At 62.9% G+C, this 20,117-nt stretch carries 18 protein-coding genes and 1 pseudogene; 8 read left to right on the top strand and 11 right to left on the bottom strand.

Annotated elements, in window-relative coordinates:
- The first annotated feature begins 103 nt into the window (after positions 1 to 103).
- Both CDO35_RS10390 and CDO35_RS10385 read left to right on the top strand, forming a co-directional pair.
- On the top strand, positions 104 to 1,639 hold the full coding sequence (locus CDO35_RS10390; protein WP_099524505.1) for an NADH-quinone oxidoreductase subunit L: 1,536 nt from the start codon (positions 104 to 106) through the stop codon (positions 1,637 to 1,639).
- Positions 1,636 to 4,089: a YbcC family protein gene (locus CDO35_RS10385; RefSeq protein ID WP_099524503.1), complete on the top strand. Its 2,454-nt coding sequence runs from the start codon at positions 1,636 to 1,638 to the stop codon at positions 4,087 to 4,089. The genes CDO35_RS10390 and CDO35_RS10385 overlap by 4 nt, the downstream gene beginning before the upstream one ends.
- Before the next feature lie 56 nt (positions 4,090 to 4,145).
- Here CDO35_RS10385 and CDO35_RS10380 read toward each other — a convergent pair whose 3' ends face one another.
- Entirely contained in the window at positions 4,146 to 4,541 is a 396-nt protein-coding gene (locus tag CDO35_RS10380; protein ID WP_099524501.1) for a RidA family protein, read from the bottom strand.
- A gap of 139 nt (positions 4,542 to 4,680) precedes the next feature.
- On the opposite strand from CDO35_RS10380, the gene CDO35_RS10375 reads away from it, so the two are divergent.
- Positions 4,681 to 5,613: a LysR family transcriptional regulator gene (locus CDO35_RS10375; protein WP_099524499.1), complete on the top strand. Its 933-nt coding sequence runs from the start codon at positions 4,681 to 4,683 to the stop codon at positions 5,611 to 5,613.
- On the opposite strand, the gene CDO35_RS10370 is transcribed toward CDO35_RS10375, so the two are convergent.
- The 3 genes from CDO35_RS10370 to CDO35_RS10360 form a co-directional block, all read right to left on the bottom strand.
- Complete coding sequence (locus CDO35_RS10370) at positions 5,614 to 6,474, bottom strand: alpha/beta fold hydrolase (protein WP_099524497.1); 861 nt, start codon at positions 6,472 to 6,474, stop codon at positions 5,614 to 5,616.
- Positions 6,475 to 6,484: 10 nt separating this feature from the next.
- Positions 6,485 to 9,277 carry an autotransporter outer membrane beta-barrel domain-containing protein gene (locus tag CDO35_RS10365; protein ID WP_143507318.1) on the bottom strand — a complete coding sequence of 931 codons (2,793 nt, stop codon included), beginning with the start codon at positions 9,275 to 9,277 and terminating at the stop codon, positions 6,485 to 6,487.
- A gap of 139 nt (positions 9,278 to 9,416) precedes the next feature.
- Positions 9,417 to 9,695 (bottom strand): winged helix-turn-helix transcriptional regulator, encoded by a 279-nt coding sequence (locus tag CDO35_RS10360; protein ID WP_099524580.1) that lies wholly within the window; start codon positions 9,693 to 9,695, stop codon positions 9,417 to 9,419.
- A 125-nt stretch (positions 9,696 to 9,820) separates the two neighbouring features.
- On the opposite strand from CDO35_RS10360, the gene CDO35_RS10355 reads away from it, so the two are divergent.
- The 4 genes from CDO35_RS10355 (at position 9,821) to CDO35_RS10340 (ending at position 12,539) form a co-directional block, all read left to right on the top strand.
- On the top strand, positions 9,821 to 10,378 hold the full coding sequence (locus CDO35_RS10355) for a carboxymuconolactone decarboxylase family protein (protein WP_099524493.1): 558 nt from the start codon (positions 9,821 to 9,823) through the stop codon (positions 10,376 to 10,378).
- A gap of 101 nt (positions 10,379 to 10,479) precedes the next feature.
- Entirely contained in the window at positions 10,480 to 11,070 is a 591-nt protein-coding gene (locus tag CDO35_RS10350) for a TetR/AcrR family transcriptional regulator (RefSeq protein WP_099524492.1), read from the top strand.
- A 9-nt stretch (positions 11,071 to 11,079) separates the two neighbouring features.
- Positions 11,080 to 11,559 (top strand): nuclear transport factor 2 family protein, encoded by a 480-nt coding sequence (locus tag CDO35_RS10345; RefSeq protein WP_099524490.1) that lies wholly within the window; start codon positions 11,080 to 11,082, stop codon positions 11,557 to 11,559.
- Positions 11,560 to 11,627: 68 nt separating this feature from the next.
- Entirely contained in the window at positions 11,628 to 12,539 is a 912-nt protein-coding gene (locus tag CDO35_RS10340) for a LysR family transcriptional regulator (protein WP_099524489.1), read from the top strand.
- Between the two features lie 7 nt (positions 12,540 to 12,546).
- Here the strand turns inward: CDO35_RS10340 and CDO35_RS10335 are convergent, their stop codons facing one another.
- Positions 12,547 to 12,825, bottom strand: coding sequence for a peptidylprolyl isomerase (locus CDO35_RS10335; RefSeq protein ID WP_013715799.1), 279 nt, complete (start codon positions 12,823 to 12,825; stop codon positions 12,547 to 12,549).
- A gap of 149 nt (positions 12,826 to 12,974) precedes the next feature.
- Between CDO35_RS10335 and CDO35_RS10330 the strand changes: the two genes are divergently transcribed.
- The gene (locus CDO35_RS10330) at positions 12,975 to 14,195 is read left to right on the top strand and encodes a PilT/PilU family type 4a pilus ATPase (protein WP_177432777.1); all 1,221 of its coding nucleotides are present in this window, start codon (positions 12,975 to 12,977) and stop codon (positions 14,193 to 14,195) included.
- Positions 14,196 to 14,198: 3 nt separating this feature from the next.
- Here the strand turns inward: CDO35_RS10330 and CDO35_RS10325 are convergent, their stop codons facing one another.
- From CDO35_RS10325 to CDO35_RS10305, 6 genes and pseudogenes are all read right to left on the bottom strand, one after another.
- Entirely contained in the window at positions 14,199 to 14,948 is a 750-nt protein-coding gene (locus CDO35_RS10325; RefSeq protein ID WP_099524486.1) for a substrate-binding periplasmic protein, read from the bottom strand.
- 70 nt (positions 14,949 to 15,018) lie between these two features.
- Positions 15,019 to 15,972: a sensor domain-containing diguanylate cyclase gene (locus CDO35_RS10320; protein ID WP_099524484.1), complete on the bottom strand. Its 954-nt coding sequence runs from the start codon at positions 15,970 to 15,972 to the stop codon at positions 15,019 to 15,021.
- Complete coding sequence (locus CDO35_RS10315) at positions 15,959 to 16,786, bottom strand: alpha/beta fold hydrolase (protein ID WP_099524482.1); 828 nt, start codon at positions 16,784 to 16,786, stop codon at positions 15,959 to 15,961. The genes CDO35_RS10320 and CDO35_RS10315 overlap by 14 nt, the downstream gene beginning before the upstream one ends.
- Before the next feature lie 106 nt (positions 16,787 to 16,892).
- Positions 16,893 to 16,991: pseudogene (locus tag CDO35_RS23250) on the bottom strand (hypothetical protein); the annotation flags it as partial.
- Between the two features lie 97 nt (positions 16,992 to 17,088).
- Positions 17,089 to 17,988, bottom strand: a complete 900-nt coding sequence (locus CDO35_RS10310; RefSeq protein WP_099524480.1) for a hydroxymethylglutaryl-CoA lyase — start codon at positions 17,986 to 17,988, stop codon at positions 17,089 to 17,091.
- Between the two features lie 200 nt (positions 17,989 to 18,188).
- Positions 18,189 to 20,117 carry an acetyl/propionyl/methylcrotonyl-CoA carboxylase subunit alpha gene (locus tag CDO35_RS10305; RefSeq protein WP_099524478.1) on the bottom strand — a complete coding sequence of 643 codons (1,929 nt, stop codon included), beginning with the start codon at positions 20,115 to 20,117 and terminating at the stop codon, positions 18,189 to 18,191.

Genomic DNA, 20,117 nt, shown 5'->3' with positions numbered 1-20,117 from the left:
TGGTTCTCAAAAGAAGAATGTTTGATTCTTATCAATCTATTTTAAATAAATATAGCGCTCCAGGAGACTAGTGCCATCACGCGCCTATCTCTGGAGATCGTTCATGCTGCCTCTGTCTTCTCAATTGGCCACCTGGCTGCCCTGGCTGTACGCCCTGGCACTGCTGCCGGTGGCCTGGTGGCCGACCCGCATGGCGGCCAGCCTCTGGTGGCCAGGGCGCCTGGCTGGAATCGGCGGTTTGGCTCTGGTGCTGGCCGCGCTGGCGCAGGCTGGCCTCGACGATCAGCCGGCCGACCGCCTGGGGCTGGCCATGGCCACCCTGATCAGCCTGCTTGCTCTGGTAATCGTCGAGTTTTCCGCGCGTTACCTGCAGGGTGAGCCCGGTCAGCGTCGTTATCTGCTGGCGTTGCTCGGCACCCTGGCGGCGGTAGCCATGGTGGTGACCAGTCGCGATTTGTACGGGCTGGTGGCTGCCTGGATCGTCTCCAGCCTGTGCCTGCACCAGCTGCTGACCTTCTATCGCGACCGCCCCATGGCACTGGTGGTGGCGCACAAGAAATTTCTCGCCAGCCGCCTGGCCGATGTCTGTCTGCTGCTGGCCAGCGTGCTGCTGGTGCGAGCGGGTGGCAGCAGCGAACTTGCGCAGATTCTCGATCAGGTGGCGGTGCGCCTCGACGGCGGCGCCCTTGGCTGGGATCTGCACCTGGCGGCGGTGCTGCTGGTGTTGGCGGTAATCCTCAAGTCCGCGCAGTTGCCGGTACATGGCTGGCTGATCCAGGTGATGGAGGCGCCGACGCCGGTGTCGGCGCTGCTGCATGCCGGGCTGGTCAACCTGGGCGGTTTCGTCCTGCTGCGTTTCGCGCCCTTGCTGTCGGCCGCCCCAGTTGCCCAGACGCTGCTGGTGGTGGTGGGCGGCCTGACTGCCGTGCTCGCGGCGCTGGTGATGATGACGCGTATCAGCATCAAGGTGCGCCTGGCCTGGTCGACCTGCGCGCAGATGGGTTTCATGCTGCTCGAATGCGGCCTGGGCCTCTATGAATTGGCACTGGTGCACCTGTTGGCCCACTCGCTGTACAAGGCACATGCCTTTCTCACCTCCGGGGAGAGGCTGTTGCAGGTGCGTCATCAGGCGTTGCAACCGCAGCGGCCGGCACCGGGATTGCTCTCGCTGTTGCTGGGGCTGGCGCTTGCGGGGCTGGCCGTGGCGCTGCTCGATCAGCTCTGGCGGCACCAGGTACCGATGCATCCGCTGCCGCTGGAGGCCCTGGTCATTCTTGCGGTGGGGCTTGCGCCCTGGTGCCTGCGGCGCAGTCAGCCGGTTTACGCTGCGCTGATGCTGGCTGCGTTGCTGGGGCTGTATCTGCTGTGGCACCTGGCAGCCAGCTGGATTCTTGCATCCGGCGCGGCGTTCGCCTCGGCGCCACTGTATCTGAGCTTGCTGGCCCTGGCGCTGTTCCTTGGGCTCTATCTGTTGCAGGCGTGGATCGTCGCGCGGCCTCAGGGCCTGCTGGCGCGGCGCCTGTATCCGGCGGCATTCGCTGGTTTCTTCCTCGATGAACATTTCACTCGTCTGACCTTCCGCCTGTGGCCGGTACGCCCACTGCCCGCCAACCAAGCCATCACCGGAGAGCGCCTATGACCGCCATCGAACATTTCGTCACTATCGACCGTGACGTCCTCCACGCCGCCGCGGCGCGAGCTTGTGAGCGTATCGCGCCGACCTGGCCATTGGATCGCATGATCGCCGTCAGCCCGCTGTGGGAGCGGCGCCAGCAGCCTTGGGCTGAAGTGGCCGAGCAGCTCTGGCTGCGTGTCGGCAGCCGATTGACGCTAGCGGCTGACGACTACCGCCAGGCCTGGGCCGACGGGCAGATCGGCGAGCGCCACTTGCAGCATGTCTTGAAGGGCAATGCGCACGGCTGGACGGTACCTGATCTGCTGCAGGCTCTGCCGGCTGCACAACAGGAGGTATCCGGTCTGTCGTTGCTGGAGGATATGGCCGATGCCGAGATCGCCTTGCCGGGCTGGCCGACCTTGATCACCCAGCAGGTCGGCCAGTGCTGCGCTGCCTGGTTCGACGAGTGCCAGGCCGACTGGCATGCCGATCGCCAGGGCGGGCTGTATCAGGCCTGGCGCCAGGCCATGCAGGACGATCGTGGCCTCAGCGTGCTTAGCGCCTGTCGCGAGTTGGGCGCACGTATCGCCGAGTTGCCGTTGCAGCCGCGGGCGGCGCTTGAAGCTGCCGTACAACGCCTGGGGCTGAAAGCCGACGAGCTGGAAGAATGGTTCGATTGTCTGCTGTTGCGCAGCCTGGGCTGGGCCTCCTGGTGCGCCTATCGGCGCTGGCTGGCGCGTCAGGCGGGCAGCGACGATGACACGCTGCTGGATTTGTTGGCCATTCGCGCGGCCTGGGAGTGGCTGGTGGATGATCGCCGGCGTGGTTCAGGCAGTCGCTGGAGTGCCTGGCGCGAGGCCTGGCAGGCGGGGCGCAGCAGTCGGCCGTCGCATGCCTGGCAGGCGCTGCAACTGTGGCAGCGCGCCGAAGAGCTGGCCTGGCAAGAGCACCTGCAGCAGCTTCTGCAGTCTGCCCAGGCACAGAGCGTTACAGCGCAGCCAACGCTGGCCAAGGTGTACTTCTGCATCGACGTGCGCTCCGAGCCGCTGCGCCGCGCCCTTGAAGCAGTCTGCCCGCAGGTGCAGACCGGTGGTTTTGCCGGCTTCTTCGGTCTGCCGATCACTTATATGCCGCTCGGCACGACAGCCAGCCGTCCGCAGTTGCCGGGACTCCTGGCGCCGCAACTGAGCGCCGGCGACAGCTGCGGTGACGAGGCCTGCGACGCTCGGCTGGCCGGGCGGCGCCAGGCACGGTTGGCGCGGCAGGGGCGCTGGCGCCTGTTCGAGCGTTTGCCGGCATCGGGCTTTGCCCTGGTCGAGTCGCTTGGCCTGGGTTACGCCGGTTCATTGCTCGGGCGCACGGGGGGGTGGCTACGTGGCCTGGCGCCGGCCGAGCGCGCGGGACTGAAAGCCGGTGAGTGGCAACGTCTCAGCCCGGTTCTGAAGCCACTTGGCAATGATCAGCGGGTACAACTGGCGGCTCGTATTCTGCGGGCTATGGGTCTGACGCGGGACTTTCCGCCGTTGCTCCTGCTGCTTGGCCATGGCAGTCAGAGCGCCAACAACCCACAGGCTGCCGGGCTGGATTGCGGGGCCTGTTGCGGCCAGAGCGGCGAGGTCAACGCCCGCGTGTTGGCCCAGCTACTCAACGATTCGGCGGTGCGCCGGGGCCTGGTCGAGCAGGGGATCGAACTGCCGATGAACTGCCACGTGCTGTCGGGCCTGCACAACACCACCACCGACGAAGTCCGCGTCTTCGCCAGTGACGCCTTGCCACCTGATCTCGTGCCAAGCTGGCAGCGGCTGCGCCAGGCGCTGGACGCCGCAGCCGTGCGGGTGCGTGAGGAACGTGCGGCGCGACTGGGGCTGGGGGCCATTCGTCAAAAACCGGAGCGTCTCCTGGCTACCCTGCGCCGGCGTGCCGATGACTGGGCGCAGACACGGCCGGAGTGGGGGCTGGCTGGCAATGCCGCTTTCATCGCGGCGCCCCGCGCGCGTAGCCGCGGCCTCGACCTGCAGGGGCGTGCCTTCCTGCATGACTATGACTGGCGTCTGGACGAGGGCGGTAAGGTGCTGGAACTGATCATGACTGCGCCCATGGTGGTGGCGCACTGGATCAACCTGCAGTACCTGATCTCGACCACCGACAATCAGCGCTTCGGCAGTGGCAACAAGGTGCTGCACAACGTGGTGGGTGGCAACATCGGGGTATTCGAGGGCAACGGTGGCGACCTGCGCATCGGCCTGGCGCGCCAGTCGCTGCATGATGGTCAGCGCTGGTTGCATCGGCCGCTGCGTCTGAGCGTGATCATCACTGCGCCGCGCTCGATGATCGATCAGGTGCTCATCAGCCATCAGGTGGTGCGCGAGCTGGTCGAAAATGGCTGGCTGTATCTGCTTAGGCTGGACGATCATCCCGGCACGCCATTGCAGATTCGCGACGGCGATGGCTGGCGGCCGTTGCTCGCGCCTTGAGCCGGATCTGCGCCCACCGGGCTGTGCCGCTCTGCACAGAGCGGTACGGCCAGCATTCACTGCGGCAGTTTGGCGATCACCTTGATCTCGAAGTCGAAGCCGGACAGCCAGGTGACACCGATAGCGGTCACCGTCGGGTAGGGTGCTTCGCCCCAATAATCGGCAGCCACTTCCCAGATGGTTTCGAATTCGGCGTGCGGGTTGACCATGAAAATGGTGGTGTCGACCACGTCTTCGAAGCTGCTGCCAGCCTCCGCGAGGATCGCATTGAGGTTGGCGAAGGCCAGGCGCACCTGTTCCTTCAGATCAGGCTCTGGCGAGCCGTCCTTGCGGCTGCCGACCTGGCCGGATACGAACAGAAAACCGTTGGAACGAATCGCTGGCGAGTAGCGATGAAGTTCGTACAGGTCATGGCGGTCGGCCGGGAAAACCACATCACGTTTGTTACTCATGGTTGACTCCATTGGGGCCACTGCGGCCCGTTGTGAACGATGAAGCCACTTTAAAAACACCACCGGGCTGGATAAACCAGCAACTCTGGTCATGACTGTTTGTAAAATCCAAACAATCAATGGCTGAGAGAGACGTGAGATGGATCGTTTCGATGCGATGCAGGCCTTCGCCCGGGTGGTGGAAACCGGCAGTTTCACCAAGGCGGCTGCCACCCTGCACATGAGCAAGACCAGCGTGACCCAGCTCGTGCAGCAACTGGAGGCGCGGCTGCGCGTGCGCCTGCTCAACCGCACTACGCGCAAGGTTAACGTTACCGCTGACGGGGCTGCCTACTACGAGCGTGTGGTGCGTCTGCTGGCTGATGTCGACGACGCCGAGACCAGTTTGTCCAGTGCGGCGCTGGCGCCACGGGGTCGTTTACGAGTGGATGTGTCCAGCCCGTTCGCACGTATGCTGCTGATCCCGGCCCTGCCGGCGTTCTATGCGCGTTATCCGGAAATCCAGCTGACCCTGGGCGTGAGCGACCGAATAATCGACATCATCGGCGAGAACGTCGACTGCGTGGTGCGCGGCGGCGAGATTACCGATCAGTCGCTGATCGCGCGGCATGTCGGCGATCTACAGCTCGGTATCTACGCCACGCCGGGCTGCCTGCAACGCGCCGGCACGCCGACACATCCGCGTGAGCTGGAGGCCGCTGGTCATCATACGGTGGGCTTTCTCTGGTCACGGACTGGCAAGGCCTTGCCCTATGCCATGTGGCGCGACGAGGAGCGAATCGAAGCCCAGGGTCGTCCGCTGTTGATCGTAGACGATGGTAATGCCTACCTGGCCGCAGGGTTGGCAGGTTTGGGGATGCTCTGGTTACCGCACTACATGGCCAAACCACACCTGGCCAGCGGCGAGCTGGTGCGCCTGTTCGAGGACTGGCAGATGAAACCGATGCCAATGTACCTGGCCTTTCCACCGAACCGGCACGTCAGCGCCAAGCTGCGGGTGTTCATCGATTGGGTGGTGGAGTTGATGGCTGAGCATGCACCGGTGTTGGGGCCGCTCACGCTGCGCGGTTGATCACCGCTGATCTCGCATGCTTGCCTGCGCATCCTGCCGCAGCTTAAGCCAGAGGCTCGGCCAATCGCGCGCCCAGCAGCAGGCGTGGTCATGCTCGGGCAGCAGGTAAACGCGCGAGGGCGTGTCAGGCGGGTAAGCGTCATTGAAGGCGCTGGCCAGGACGGCAGGCACGATGCGGTCGCGACCACCGACCAGATGCTGCTGGCGCTTGCCGGCTAATGCCAGGCGCTGGTCTGCTGGATTCAGCGAACGCTTCAGCGGTTGCAGGCGGTGATGCGTCGTCCAGGCCTGTGGATCGAGATTCCCGGCCACGGTGACGACACGCGCCACATCGTCACGTCGAGCCGCCAAAAGTAGGGCGAGGGCACCCCCCCCGGAGTAGCCCACCAGGATCAGTTGCTGCGCACCGACGCGTGTCTTCAACTGATCTGCGGCCTGATCGAGGCTGCTCACCACCTCTGGTGCGAAGCGCGCGTCCGTCCAGTAGTCCCGCGAGCAGGCCGGCTGAGTCGCGATGAACTGGCAGGGCCGGGCAAGGTAGGCCGCCGCGCCACTCGGTTGGGCCAGTGCCAGTTGCAAGGCGACAGGCGTCAGGGGCGTGGGATCGGTCGAGGGGCGGGTCGAGGTGAGCCAGGCGAAGCCGTCACCTTCCAGATAGATCACCAGGGTGTCGGCAGCAGCCGCCTTTGGCAGGTAGGCACGCAGTTGAAACGGCGCCACTTCGAGAGTTTGCGCCGCCCAACCACGCTCCGCTGCCAGCCTGTCGGCGTTGTGCGCGCGATCCTCGGGGGTTGGCAGCGTGGCGCAACCCACCAGCAGGGTGAGCAGCGCCATGCCTGCCAGACGGACGGGACGAGTCATGACGCGCTCGTTAGAACATCCAGCGCAGTTGCACCGAGGCAGTCTGGCTGAGGAAACCCTCGCGGTGCTGGGCGTCATAACGGCCAGTGATCTCGGTGCCGTTGGCAGTGGTGTAGATCAGCCCGGCGCCGGCATGCTGCGACCAGGCCGACTGATTGCTGCCTTCGGTGACGAAGGCAGCATCCGGAGCGCCGGCATAGGCCGCGATGATCGAGGCGTCACGGTTGTAGAAGTCGTAGCCGGCGCCGAGGTTGGCGGTGGCGGTGAGCTGCTCGGTGAGGTCGTGGGTCAGCAGGCCGTCTAGGCCCAGCACCAGCGCATCGGTGCTGCGCGACTTCACCTGCAGGCTGAGGCCGCCGGCACCTTTCTCGCGATAGGCCTCGTCTTCGACCCAGGTGTAGTCGAGGCGCAGCGTTGGTTTGAAGGTGGTGCGCTCGCTGAGCTGAAAGCGGCGATCTACGCCGATTCCGGCATGGGCGGTCTTGCTGTCGTAGCTGGACTCGGCGTTCAGACCGACGAGATCGATCTGGCGCTTGCCATCGCTGCGCATCTTGCCTGTATCGAGTTGGAACAGCAGGTCGCTGCTGGCGTCCAGGGCATGACGGCCGTAGAAGATGAGCTGATAGGTGTCGATGTCCGCACTCTGTTTCGGCCCGGCTGAGTTGCTCGAGACGTCGGTCTTGGCATAGGCGAGCGCCAGGCCCAGATCGGTATCGGGAGAGACGCTGGCATCGGCGCCGATCACGAAGCCATGGGTCTCGGCGCTGTAGCCCACCACGCCATTGCGGTTGTCCTGGCGCGAGCGGGTAGTGAAGGGTTTCATCCACAGATGACGGTCACCCAGGAAAGCATCGCCCGATGACAGGCCGCGTGTTGCGTCGACACGCGACTGGATCACCGAGTTGACGCTGCCCAGGGTGTTGTTGGCCAGGTTGATCGAGTTGCCCGTCAGCAGTGGCAGGGTTTGCTGCACCTTGCTGGTGACCTCGCCGGCATCCTCGCTGGCGACGATTTCTTGCAGCGCCTGGTTGAGTTCGGCGGAGCCGGTGCCATTGGCCAGCAGGTCGTCCCACACGGCGGCGGCCCCCAATGCGCCGGGCGCTTGGGGTGAAACGGCGCTGCTGATGGTGCTCATGCCGGTATCGCGCACCACCAGATCCATGCCGTTGGCACGGAACAGCGTGGAGAAGGCATAGCGCAGGGAGTTGTCGGTCACGCGCAGGCCACTATCGGTCAGGCCGCCGGTAGCGGTGATCACATCGGTCAGGTCGCCTCCCGTGTAGCTGGACTTGACGTCGACCTTGAGGGTGCCGCCCAGGTTCGCCGTACCGCCGACCGCCAGGGTGCTGTAACTGGCCACGCTGGCCGCTGCGATGTTCAACGAGCCGCTGGCGCTTTGGGTGAAGTTGCCGCCGACGCTGCTGCTTACCACCGATCCGCCCGTGGTGTAATTGCTCAGGCTGGCGCCCTGTTTCAACACTAGGTCGCCGCTGTTGAGGAAATTGGCCAGGTTACCCAGTTGCAGGTTGCCGATGGCCAACCCTCCAGCGCTGTTTTCGACATCCACGGCTACGCCGTAACCCACCAGGAACGCTGTACTGGCTGAGACGAGCGTGCCGCTGTTGACGACCTCGCCCGAACTGGCCGAATTGACCTGGATACCGGTGCCGCTGGTATTCAGCGTACCCGTGTTGGTGACACTGACCATTCCGCTGTCAGATTCGGCGAGCAGGCCGGTGAGGGCGTTGATCCGCCCGGCGTTGAGCATGCTGATCGTGCCCTGGGCGCTGGCGCCCGCCATGCCTGCGTCCCACGCCGCATTGATGACACCGCTGGCGGTGTTGGTAGTGGTGACGTTGCCGGTACCGTCGGTATAGGCGCTGATGCCGTGAAAGTCCGGGCTGACCTGGGCGAGGTTAAGGTTGCGGTTGGCGGTGATGCTGCCGCTGTTGGTGACCGTCACGTTGCCGCCAGTACCGGCCGCCACAACCGCATCGTAATGGTCGGCAACCACGGTGCCGCTGTTGCTGATCTGGGCGCCGCCATTGGCGGACCAGGCGATCAGACCCTGGCGAGTGGTCGAACGGACACTGCCACGGTTATCGATCACCGCTGTGCCGTTATAGTCGATCGCACGTGCACCGGCCTGATAAGCATGAACCGAGCCCAGGTTGGTGATGCTGACGCTGACCGGCGTCAGACTGGCCGAGCCACCGTCGGCGTACAGGCCACGTCCGCCGGCTACGGTTACGCTGCTACGGTTGGTCACCGAGACGGCGCCATTGTTGGAGGTGGCGGTGATGCCGTCGGAACTGGCGCCGAAGCTCGATATGCTGGCGGCGCTGTCCACCACGATGGTGTTGCTGGTGCTCGTGTCGTTGCTTTCCGAGCGTAGCCAGACCGCGCCGAACGGGCCTGCGGAGGTGATGCTAACCCCCGAGCCGATCTGCAGATTGGCATCCCAGCCGGGCTGACTGGAATACATGTACACCGCTGGATAATCACTGCGGTTCAGCACCGTGGTGCCGTCGATGGTCAGGTTCTGGGTGAACGGGCCACTGTCGTAGGGCGAACTCAACACCGCGACCGAGTTCGCCGTGGTATCCGTCACGGTGAGCGACGAGCTACCCGTGCCCCCCACCATCTGGATGTCGGTGGCGGTGCATTGTATCGAGGAGACATTGCCCGACGTGCTGCAGTTGGTTGCCGCCATTGCCGCGCCGGTGCTCAGCAGAAGCGATGCCTGGGCGATCTGGAGGGAAAGACGACGGAGCGGGAAGTGGCGACGGCCGGGGCGCTGCATGATGGCGTCCATTAGCTGTTGTTATGGTGTTGGAGGCAAATTGCCAGCGGATAGTGAAGGAGGCCACGCCTTTTGTCATCAATGTTCGCTCCAGCCTGGTCGTTGACTCGCATCGCCGTAACGAACTTGCGCTCTACCGTTACGGAATCTCATGCAGCTGATTTGCCCACTTATCGGCGAAGCGATAGAGCGGCAGGAAGGTTTTCGTCAGTTCCGTCCCCAGAGGTGTGAGTGCATAGCCCTTATCGCCTGACTCGATCAGACCTGCGGCGCGTAACTCGTTGATTCGACTCTGCAGTACCGTTGGCGATATATCCCCCGATGCACTTCGCAGCGCCCTGGAGCTGAGTGCGCCATCGCGTAGTTCCCAGAGAATGCGCAGCGCCCATTTCTGCCCGAGCAGATCGAGCAGCGCCATGATCGGGCGGCGCCCGCTGAGAATCGATGAAGTCATGCTGCGCTTATCACCCCTATTTATTGCTCTTGTTTGCTACATATTCTGTAGCGATACTCTTGCTACATATTCGATAGCGGAGAATGAGCATGACCAGAATTGCAGCACTGAACAAGCCTTATACCGAGGAAATCCGGTCTTCTTTCGACAGAGTCATGGGTGCAGGTGTGCCGCCACTGCTGCTATTCACAACCCTGGCGAGGAGTAGACGCGCATGGAACAAGTTCACTGCGGGCGCTCTGTTGGACGGCAAGCTGCTGACGCTACGTCAGCGTGAGCTGGTCATCGACAGATGCTGCGCATTGACCGGGTGCGAGTACGAGTGGGGTGTGCATGTAACGACCTTCGGCAAAGCGGCTGGCTTGAGCCGGGAGGAGGTGAGCGCCACGCTGGACAGGCCCCTGCGCCCTGAAATGTGGTCGCTTGAAGAGGCCGCACTACTGGCCACCGTCGATGCGCTGCACGAGCGAGCGACTTTGAGCGATGAGGAGTTCGCCCGCATCCGGGGTTACTTCGATGACGAGCAGGTTCTGGAGATATTGATGCTGGCAGGCTTTTATCGGACGGTCGCCTACCTTGCCAACGGACTTGATCTGCCAATGGAGCGGGGGGCGGCGAGATTCAGTGAATACCGCCTTCGTCGCTAACGTTTCGTCGGGCGACTCAGCCTGAGGTCCATGCATTTGCTTGACCTTTGAGAATGATCGTTCTATTTTGCTGAGAACGATCATTCTCTTTGGTTTGAACCATGCTCGAAGACGTCTCAATCCAGCAGCGCTTGCTGCAAACCACCGAAAGCCTGGTCTATACCGGCGGTATCAATGCCACCGGGATGGATGCCATCGTCAAGGCATCCGGAGTGGCGCGCAAAAGCATCTACCGCCTCTATTCGACCAAGGAAGCATTGGTTGCCGCTGCGCTGCGCGCGCGTGATGAGCGCTGGATGCAGTGGTTCATCGCGGGTACTTCCGCCGGCTCGCCAAGCGAGCGGCTACTGGCGGTATTTCCCCTGCTGCGTAGCTGGTTTTCGGCAGCCGACTTTCACGGCTGCGCCTTTATCAATGCGGCGGGTGAGATCGGTGATCTCGACAGTGAGATCCGCGCTGTGGCGCTGCTGCACAAACAGCGCCTGTTGGCCTATCTGAACGAGCTGACTACGGCTGGCGGCTTTGCCGAACCTGAGGAAATGGCCAGGCAGTTTCTCCTGCTGATCGATGGCGCTACCGCCGTCGCCATGGTTACCGGCCAGGCGGATGCTGCCGACAGCGCCGGCCGTACTGCGAAATTGCTTCTGCAATCCCTGTCGCCCAGCGATGGGCCCAACCCCCCGCAAGCCTGAGGTGCCGTCATGTCGTCAAATACTGAGGTTCGTCCGCCGCTGCCGCCGTTCACTCGCGAGAGCGCCATCGAGAAGGTCCGCCTGGCCGAGGACGGCTGGAACAGCCGTGATGCCGCCAAGGTCGCGCTGGTCTATAGCCTTGATACGCGCTGGCGCAACCGCGTGGAGTTCGCCAATGGCCGCGATCAGGCGCGGGCGTTTCTCGAGCGCAAATGGGCCAAGGAGCTGGAGTACCGTCTGATCAAGGAACTCTGGGCATTCACCGACAATCGCATCGCCGTGCGCTATGCCTACGAATGGCGTGATGACTCGGGCAACTGGTTTCGCTCCTACGGCAACGAGAACTGGGAGTTTGGTGCTGACGGGCTGATGATCAACCGCTATGCCTGCATCAACGACTTGCCGATCCTGGAGTCCGAGCGCAAGTTCCGCTGGCCTCAGGGGCGTCGCCCTGACGATCATCCAGGCCTCTCCGAACTGGGGCTCTGATCGGGCTATGTGGGCACGGGAGTTGCTGCTTTAATGCGCCAATAAACCTGTGCCCCGAGGCCCTCTGGATGAATCGCAACGACCTGCGCCGCGTCGACCTGAATCTGCTGGTGATCTTCGAAACCCTGATGTTCGAAAAGAACCTGACCCGGGCGGCCGAGAAGCTGTTTCTCGGCCAGCCGGCAGTCAGTGCGGCGCTGGCCCGTTTGCGTGACCTGTTCGACGACCCGTTGCTAGTACGCAATGGTCGTGGCTTCGAGCCAACGGCGCGGGCACTGGCGATTCTCAAGGAGTTGCAGCCGGCGATGGACACCATCTCGGGCGCGGTCAGCCGTGCCCGTGAGTTCAACCCGGCGACCAACCGCGACACCTTCCGCATCGGCCTGTCCGATGACGCCGAGTTCGGCCTGTTCCCGGCTTTGCTCAACCAGATCCGTGAAGAGGCACCGGAGGTGGTGATCGTGGTGCGGAGGGTCAACTTCCTGCTGATGTCGTCGATGCTGGCCTCGGGGGAAATCTCCGTTGGCGTCAGCTACACCACCGAACTGCCGGCCAACGCCAAGCGGCGCAAGTTGCGCGAAATGAAGGTCAAGGTGCTGCGTGGCGATGACCGCCCGGGCTCACTGACGCTGGATGAGTACTGCTCGCGGCCGCATGCGCTGGTGTCGTTCTCGGGCGATCTGTGCGGCAACATCGACAACGACCTGGCGCGCCTGGATCGCTCACGCCGCGTAGTACTGGCTGTGCCGCAGTTCAGTGGCTTGCGCTCGATCATCGTGGGTACGGAAATGCTCGCGACCGTACCTGATTTCGCTGCTGCGGCGCTGATCGACGGGACCAGTCTGCGCGCTGATGACCCGCCCTTCGAACTGGTCAACTCGGATCTGTCCATGGTCTGGAGCGGGGTGACCGACAACGACCCGGCCGAGCGCTGGCTCAGGAGCAAGATCGTCGAATTCATGGGCGAGCCAGGCGCCTGAGCACGACTCAGTCGCGGTAGAACACCTGGATCAGGTGATAGCCGAACTGGGTCTTCACCGGGCCGTGCACTTCACGCAGCGGCTTCTTGAAGATCACCTGATCGACCGCCCGCACCATCTGCCCGGGACGCACTTCACCAAGATCGCCGCCTTTCTTGCCGGAGGGGCAGGTTGAATGCTTGCGCGCCAGCACATCGAAGGCCTCGCCGGCAGCGATGCGCTTTTTCAGCGCGGCGGCTTCCGCTTCGGTCTTGACCAGGATGTGGCGGGCCATTGCCTTTGCCATTGATGGGTTCCTCAAATCTGTCAGGGCGCTATTGTGCCAGCATTCATTGCGCCAGCAGAATGGCGTCAATTTTGTGGGCTATGCCTCATCCGCAATGCGGGCGAATCATGGCCTATGGTATTTCAATCGTGCCCACGGAAAACGCCGCCATGGATCTCCACGCAATGCTGAAAATCCTGTCCAGTCAGGATGGCTCCGATCTGTATCTGTCCACCGGTGCGCCGCCTTGCGCCAAGTTCAACGGCGTGCTCAAGGCGCTGAGCCAGGAGCCAATGAAGGCGGGCGATGTGGCGGCCATTGCCGATTCGATCATGGATAGCGCGCAGCGCGAGGAGTTCGAGCGAGAACTGGAGATGAACCTGGCGATTTCCCTGGCAGGCGTCGGGCGTTTTCGCATCAACATCTTCAAGCAACGCAACGAGGTGTCCATCGTCGCGCGCAACATCAAGCTGGATATTCCTCGCTTCGAAGACCTGAAACTGCCCGAAGTGCTGCTCAGTACCGTAATGGAAAAGCGCGGCCTGGTGCTGTTCGTTGGCGGTACCGGCTCAGGCAAGTCGACCTCCCTGGCGGCGTTGATCGACTACCGCAACCGCAACAGCGGCGGCCACATCATCACCATCGAAGACCCGGTGGAGTACGTGCACAGGCACAAGAAGTCGATCATCAATCAGCGTGAGGTGGGGGTGGACACCCGCAGCTTCCATGCGGCATTGAAGAACACCCTGCGTCAGGCACCGGACGTGATTCTGATCGGTGAGATCCGCGACCGCGAAACCATGGAGCATGCCCTGGCCTTTGCCGACACCGGGCACCTGGCGATCTCCACGTTGCACGCCAACAACGCCAATCAGGCGCTGGACCGCATTATCAACTTCTTCCCGGAAGACCGCCGCCCGCAGCTGCTCAACGACCTGGGTAACAACCTCAAGGCATTCGTTTCCCAGCGCCTGGTCAAGACCGTCGATGGCAAGCGCCGCGCAGCGGTGGAGGTGATGCTGGGCACGCCGACGGTGCGCGACCTGATCAAGCGCAACGAATTCTCCGAGCTCAAGGAAATCATGGAGAAATCCAAGAACCTCGGCATGCAGACCTTCGATCAGGCGCTGATCGACCTGGTGCACGAAGGCGCAATCGATGAGGAGGAGGCGGTGAAGAATGCCGACTCGGCGAACAACGTTCGTTTGAAGCTCAAACTGCATCGAGACAACCCTGCCAATGCCAGGCCTGCGCCTGCTGCCGCTGCGTCGGTGGCGGCGCCCGTTGCGCCAGCCAAAGTCACCCCACCAGGCGATTGGGGGCTGGAATTGACGCTCGAGGATATCGAAGAGGAGCAGCCGCCAGAGGACCCGGGGCGGCAGGGGATCTAGGCACTATGGGTCGGGCTGCAGAGGGAGATAGGCCTGGCGCAAGAGAATGCTGACGCCTTCATGCTCCAGTTGGTTGATGGCGATGCGCAACTGCTCGACCAGTTGTGCATCGCAGTCCCTCGAGCAGGCCAGATACAGACCGGTGCTGGCCAGGGTTGGGCTTTGGCGCAGATTCTGCTCGCGATAAGCCGAGGCTTCCCAGATATACAGCGCCTCCGGTATCCCGGTGAACCAGGCGTCGATACGTCCAAGGCTGAGCAGATGGGCCGGGTTTTCACCCAGCTTCAGTTGCACGATCTGCTCGTTGCTGAAACCTTCGCGTTGCAGGATGCCTACCTGCGCCGTTCCCATTCCAACACCGATGCGGCGGTAGCGCTGACGCGCCTGAGCGAAGCTGGTGACGGGCTCATCGAGGCTGAAGAAGGCGCGCTCCAACTCCATGATCGGGGCAATCCAGGTATAGATACTCTCGCGTTCGGGTGTGCGCGACAGCGGGATGATCAACATGTCCTTGCCCTTGGCGACCCGTATTTGAGCGCGTGGCCAGGGCTCGGCGACGATATGGGTGAGCTTGCCGATTCTGGCCAGTGCAGTCAGCACCACATCTCCCACCATGCCATGGCCACCCACGTAGTGATGCAGGGTTAGCGGCGGCGCGTCCGGCATGTACAGCTTGATAGGCTCGTTGGCTGATGTTGTTCCGACGATCAGCAAGGCCGCGAGCAGGCGCAAGGGTTTGGGCACGACGAACATCCTGTTGTCACTGTGGCAGAAGTATAGAGGGCATTTCTGACTGGGCATTCCGGCCCGCCCTGTGTCTCAGTTACTCATGCCGAATACTGCGATTTCTTCCCTGTGCTTTCGCGGTGTAGAGAGCTTTGTCGGCTGCCGCCAGCAGGTTCTCAAGATAATGTTCACATGGTTTGAGGCTGGCGATGCCGATGCTTACCGTGACCGACTCGTTGGCAACCTCAACCGCCTTGATCTGATCATGCACGCGCCCGGCGATGTCGCTGGCTTCATCGAGATCGGCGTTGGGCAGCCATATTGCGAACTCTTCGCCGCCGTAGCGCACCACGCTGTCGCCACTGCGCACGCTGACCAGAAGATGTTGCGCCATGTCCACCAGGACTCGATCTCCCTCGGCGTGGCCGAAGCGATCGTTGATCTGTTTGAAGTGGTCGATATCGATCAACAGGAGGCTGCCCCAGGTAAGCTCGCTGACGCTGCCGATCCACTGCTCGACGTGCACAGACAGTGCTCTGCGATTGCTCAGCGCGGTGAGTGGGTCGGTATGACTCAGTTGTGCAAGCTGCTCGGCTTCGCTCTGAATTTCAACCGCGTAGTTGGCCAACTGGGCATAGGCGCTCTGCAGCGCCAGGTTGGCCCTGGCCAATTGTGCCGCGCTTTCCTGCGCCTGTTCACGAGCCTTGAGCAGCTCTGCTTCGAAACGTTGGCGATCCTTGGCTACGAAGAACAGCCAGATGACCTCCGGCGCGCCATCGACTTCGCTGATGCGCGCGTTGGTCATGACGGGTATCGACTGGCCGTTTTCTGATCGCAGTTGCAGGTAAAGCTCACTGAACTCGCCGTTGCGCAGCAGCAGGGGCCAGGCGTGTGTTTGCAGGAAGATGCGACTGGGCGGCGGAAAGAACTGGTCCATGCCTTCGGCCGCGCCCGCACCTGCCAGGCGCTTGAAATCGCAATTGGAGTGCTTGACTCGGCCGTTGCAGTCGGTGACCAGTACCGGGCCGGGTAGACGGTCAAGATAGAACACGTGTGCGTGCTCCCTGCAGGTAGCGATGCATGGCGGCGCTCACCAGCTCTGGATGGCTCATGTGCGCGCAATGGCCACTGATGTCCAGCGTTTCCAGGGTGCTGTCTGCAAGTGCGTTTTGCAGATAGTCGGCCACTGATGTGGGAACCAGTGCGTCATGCTGGTGATGCAGGATCAGGCAGGGCGACGGGCACGACTGTAGCGCCGGACGGATATCTGAGAAGAAGGTGGCCTGAGCGAAAGCATGGGCCATGACTGGGTCGGTCGAGCAGAAGCTGTCAGAGAGCTGTTGGGTGACTGCAGGAGTCTCGTCGGCTGATACCAGTGGTGCAAATTGCTGGGTCCAGCCCAGATAGTTACGAGCCATCAGATCCAGCAGCCCCTCCAGGTCACTGCGTTTGAACCCACCGCGATAATCGGGCGGATCGTTGAGAAAACAGGGGGAAGGGCCGAGAAGAATCAGCCGGGAGAACAGCGTGGGGCGCCTGATGGCAGCAAGAATGCCGATGCTGCAACTGATCGAGTGGCCAACGAAGGTCAGATCACCCGAGAGTTCCAGCGCGTCGCACACTTCCAGAAGGTCGTCCACGTATCCTTCAAGCTGGGCATAGCGGGCGGGGTGAAAGGCGTTGGCATCGGAGCGACCGCTGCCGACATAGTCAAACAGTACCTGGTGCCAGTGCTGGCGGAAGGCTGGCGTGACCTTGCTCCACATATCCTGATTGCAACCGAAGCCGTGGCCGTAGATGAGCGTCGGGGCATCGGCTGTTTCCGTTCTCAAGCGTTGAACGTTGTTACGCTGGATGATGTTCATGCCGCCACCTTGCCATTTGCCGAGTCGGCCTTGGCCAGGACTCAGCTGCTGTGAAGACGAAAAAATGGCGCCAGTATAGTGATTTTTTCTGGCTGGTGGCTTATGGCTACAGCTCGTTTCGCAGCTCTGCCAGGCTGCGATACATCTCTAGAGTTTTTGGATTTGCAAGGATATCGGTGTTCTTCACCGGTTGATCGTGGGCGATCTTCGCCGGCCTGTTTGGCCGCGTGGTGTTGGCGCATGGCACCCGGCCAATCCCCTCGCAACGGTGGACGAAAAAATCATCATCCACTCTACGGCGCCTATCGGCTTAGGCGTGCCCGCGCTACCCGCGAGCCATTGGCCTTGCCCAGTACCTCGCAGATGCGATGGCCGGCAGCGATCAGCTTGTCCATGTTCACGCCGGTTTCGATGCCCAGGCCCTGCAGCAGGTAGAGCACGTCTTCGCTGGCGACGTTGCCGGTGGCGCCCTTGGCATAGGGGCAGCCGCCTAAACCTGCGACCGAGCTGTCGAACACGCTGATGCCTTCGAGCAGGCTGGCGTAGATATTGGGCAGGGCCTGCCCGTAGGTGTCATGGAAGTGCCCGGCGAGCTTGTCGCGCGGGATGTCGCGACCGACCACCTCGAGCATCGAACGCGTCTTGCCGGCGGTGCCGGTGCCGATGGTGTCGCCGAGCGACACCTCATAGCAGCCCATTGCGTACAGTTCGCGGGCGACGCGGGCGACCTGTTCCGGCGCGATATCGCCATCGTAGGGGCAACCCAGTACGCAGGAAACGTAGCCGCGTACACGCACATTGGCGGCTTTGGCCGCCTCCATCAGCGGTACGAAGCGCTGCAGGCTTTCGGCGATGGAGCAGTTGATGTTCTTCTGCGAGAAGGCCTCGCTGGCGGCGGCGAACACGGCCACTTCCTCGACCTTGGCTCCCAGTGCAGCCTCGAAGCCTTTCAGATTGGGCGTCAGGGCGGCGTAGGTAACGCCCGGTTTACGCTGGATGCCGGCGAACACTTCGGCGGAGCCAGCCATTTGCGGAACCCATTTGGGCGAGACGAAGCTGCCCACTTCCACATAGCTCAGGCCGGCGGCAGTTAGGTCGTCGACCAGATGTACCTTGTCGGCGACGCTGATCGGTTGCTTCTCGTTCTGCAGACCATCGCGTGGGCCGACTTCGACTAGGCGTACGGATGTGGGCAGGTTCATCGGATGTCCTCGTTTTCTTCGTAGGGTGCGCCGTGCGCACCTTCTACGGCAAGGCTGAGCTAAAACGGTGGGCTGAAGCCCACCCTACAAGGTGGAATAGATCGCCGCCCGGCCCACCCTAAGAAGATCTGCTGCGTAGGGTGGGCTTCAGCCCACCTTGTCCAAGGCGAATGCGGTGGATCGGTGAAGCGTGATCCACCCTACGGCTCCAGCTCCACCAGCACCGCCCCTTCACCGACCATTTCGCCTTCACGGCAATACAACGCCTTGACCGTGCCGGCCTCGGGCGCGCGGATGCTGTGTTCCATCTTCATCGCCTCCAGCACCACCAGGGCGGTGCCAGCCTCGACCGCCTGGCCGGGTTCGACCAGCACACGGACGATGCTGCCGTTCATGGGGGCGCTCAAGCCACCATGCTGGGCGTGGCTGGCTTCGGCGGCGGCAATTGGGTCGAAGCGGGTGATTGCGTGCAGCTCGCCTTGCCATTGCAGGTAGAGGGTTTCGCCTTTACGAATGGCGCGCAGACGCTGGCGCGTGCCGTCGATGTCGGCCAGCAGCTCTTCGCCTTGCAAGCACGCCCGGGTGCTTGCGCGCACCTTGCGGCTCTCGCCCTGGCAACTCAGGTGCAATTCGATTTCCGCTGCACCGCCGGCACGCCAACCATTGCGGGCTGCCCAGGGCGAGTGGCTGTCGTCCGCGCGCTGTACAGGGCTTTCGCTCTGTACCCAGGCGTCGGCCGCCAGTTGCCAGAAGGTCTCCGGCAATTCAGCGGGTGTCGGTAGCAACAATTGCTGATGGCGCGGGATAAAACCGGTGTCCAGTTCAGCGGCAGCGAACGCCGGGTGGGCGAGGATACGGCGCAGAAACGCCAGGTTGGTCTTCACGCCGCCGACCAGAGTGTCGTCGAGCATGGCGAGCAGGCGCAGGCGCGCCTGTTCGCGGTTCTCGCCCCAGGCGATCAGCTTGCCCAGCATCGGGTCGTAGAAGGGCGAAACGCTGTCGCCCTCGGCCACGCCACTGTCGATACGCCGGCCGTCGCTATTGGCGGCCTCGCGGTAAAGCGCCAGAGTGCCGGTGGCCGGGAGAAAATCGTGATCCGGGTCTTCGGCGTACAGCCGCACTTCGATGGCATGGCCGTTCAGCGGTACTTGCTGCTGGCTGATCGGCAGCGGCTCGCCACGGGCGACGCGAATCTGCCAGGCGACCAGATCGAGCCCGGTGATGGCTTCGGTGACCGGGTGCTCGACCTGCAGGCGGGTGTTCATCTCCATGAAGAAGAAGTCGCCGCGCTCATCCAGCAGAAATTCCACGGTGCCGGCACCGACATAGCCGATGGCCTGCGCCGCCTTGACAGCCGCTTCGCCCATGGCGCGGCGCAGCTCGGGGCTCAGGCCCGGTGCCGGTGCTTCTTCCACCACCTTCTGATGGCGACGCTGGATCGAGCAATCGCGTTCGTTGAGGTACAGGCAGTTGCCGTGCTGGTCGGCGAATACCTGGATCTCCACGTGACGCGGCTTGAGTACATATTTTTCCACCAGCATGCGCGAGTCGCCGAAGGCGGATTGCGCTTCGCGCTGCGCCGATTCCAGCGTTTCCGCGAGCTGCGCCTCCGATTCGGCGACCTTCATGCCCTTGCCACCGCCGCCAGCGGCAGCCTTGAGCAGCACCGGGTAGCCGATGCGCGCGGCGGCTTCGCGGAAGGTGTCGAGATCCTGCGCTTCGCCGTGGTAACCGGGCACCAGCGGCACGCCAGCAGCTTCCATCAGCGACTTGGCAGCCGACTTGCTGCCCATGGCGTCGATGGCCAAGGCGGGCGGACCGAGGAAGATCAATCCGGCCTGCTCGATGGCGCGGGCGAAACCGGCGTTTTCCGAGAGAAAACCGTAGCCGGGATGGATGGCCTGCGCGCCGCTGGCCTTGGCGGCGGCGATGATCTTGTCGATCAGCAGGTAGCTTTCGCCAGGCTTGGCGCCGCCGAGATTCACCGCCATGTCGGCTTCACGCACATGCCGTGCATTGGCATCGATGGCGCTGTGCACGGCCACGGTACGAATGCCCATGGCCTTGGCCGTGCGCATCACGCGGCAGGCGATCTCGCCACGGTTGGCGACCAGCAGGGTGTCGATCAT

Origin of the sequence: Pseudomonas sediminis, from assembly GCF_002741105.1 — a bacterium.
In the GTDB taxonomy this organism is placed as follows: domain Bacteria; phylum Pseudomonadota; class Gammaproteobacteria; order Pseudomonadales; family Pseudomonadaceae; genus Aquipseudomonas; species Aquipseudomonas sediminis.
This window is presented reverse-complemented; position numbering and strand designations above follow the sequence as displayed.

What these genes read in the sequence shown, in the direction of transcription:
- CDO35_RS10390 (WP_099524505.1), top strand. Translation starts at nt 104, where the DNA reads ATGCTGCCTCTGTCTTCTCAATTGGCCACCTGGCTGCCCTGGCTGTAC.
- CDO35_RS10385 (WP_099524503.1), top strand. Translation starts at nt 1,636, where the DNA reads ATGACCGCCATCGAACATTTCGTCACTATCGACCGTGACGTCCTCCAC.
- CDO35_RS10380 (WP_099524501.1), bottom strand. Translation starts at nt 4,541, where the DNA reads ATGAGTAACAAACGTGATGTGGTTTTCCCGGCCGACCGCCATGACCTG.
- CDO35_RS10375 (WP_099524499.1), top strand. Translation starts at nt 4,681, where the DNA reads ATGGATCGTTTCGATGCGATGCAGGCCTTCGCCCGGGTGGTGGAAACC.
- CDO35_RS10370 (WP_099524497.1), bottom strand. Translation starts at nt 6,474, where the DNA reads ATGACTCGTCCCGTCCGTCTGGCAGGCATGGCGCTGCTCACCCTGCTG.
- CDO35_RS10365 (WP_143507318.1), bottom strand. Translation starts at nt 9,277, where the DNA reads ATGCAGCGCCCCGGCCGTCGCCACTTCCCGCTCCGTCGTCTTTCCCTC.
- CDO35_RS10360 (WP_099524580.1), bottom strand. Translation starts at nt 9,695, where the DNA reads ATGGCGCTGCTCGATCTGCTCGGGCAGAAATGGGCGCTGCGCATTCTC.
- CDO35_RS10355 (WP_099524493.1), top strand. Translation starts at nt 9,821, where the DNA reads ATGACCAGAATTGCAGCACTGAACAAGCCTTATACCGAGGAAATCCGG.
- CDO35_RS10350 (WP_099524492.1), top strand. Translation starts at nt 10,480, where the DNA reads ATGCTCGAAGACGTCTCAATCCAGCAGCGCTTGCTGCAAACCACCGAA.
- CDO35_RS10345 (WP_099524490.1), top strand. Translation starts at nt 11,080, where the DNA reads ATGTCGTCAAATACTGAGGTTCGTCCGCCGCTGCCGCCGTTCACTCGC.
- CDO35_RS10340 (WP_099524489.1), top strand. Translation starts at nt 11,628, where the DNA reads ATGAATCGCAACGACCTGCGCCGCGTCGACCTGAATCTGCTGGTGATC.
- CDO35_RS10335 (WP_013715799.1), bottom strand. Translation starts at nt 12,825, where the DNA reads ATGGCAAAGGCAATGGCCCGCCACATCCTGGTCAAGACCGAAGCGGAA.
- CDO35_RS10330 (WP_177432777.1), top strand. Translation starts at nt 12,975, where the DNA reads ATGGATCTCCACGCAATGCTGAAAATCCTGTCCAGTCAGGATGGCTCC.
- CDO35_RS10325 (WP_099524486.1), bottom strand. Translation starts at nt 14,948, where the DNA reads ATGTTCGTCGTGCCCAAACCCTTGCGCCTGCTCGCGGCCTTGCTGATC.
- CDO35_RS10315 (WP_099524482.1), bottom strand. Translation starts at nt 16,786, where the DNA reads ATGAACATCATCCAGCGTAACAACGTTCAACGCTTGAGAACGGAAACA.
- CDO35_RS10310 (WP_099524480.1), bottom strand. Translation starts at nt 17,988, where the DNA reads ATGAACCTGCCCACATCCGTACGCCTAGTCGAAGTCGGCCCACGCGAT.
- CDO35_RS10305 (WP_099524478.1), bottom strand. Translation starts at nt 20,117, where the DNA reads ATGATCGACACCCTGCTGGTCGCCAACCGTGGCGAGATCGCCTGCCGC.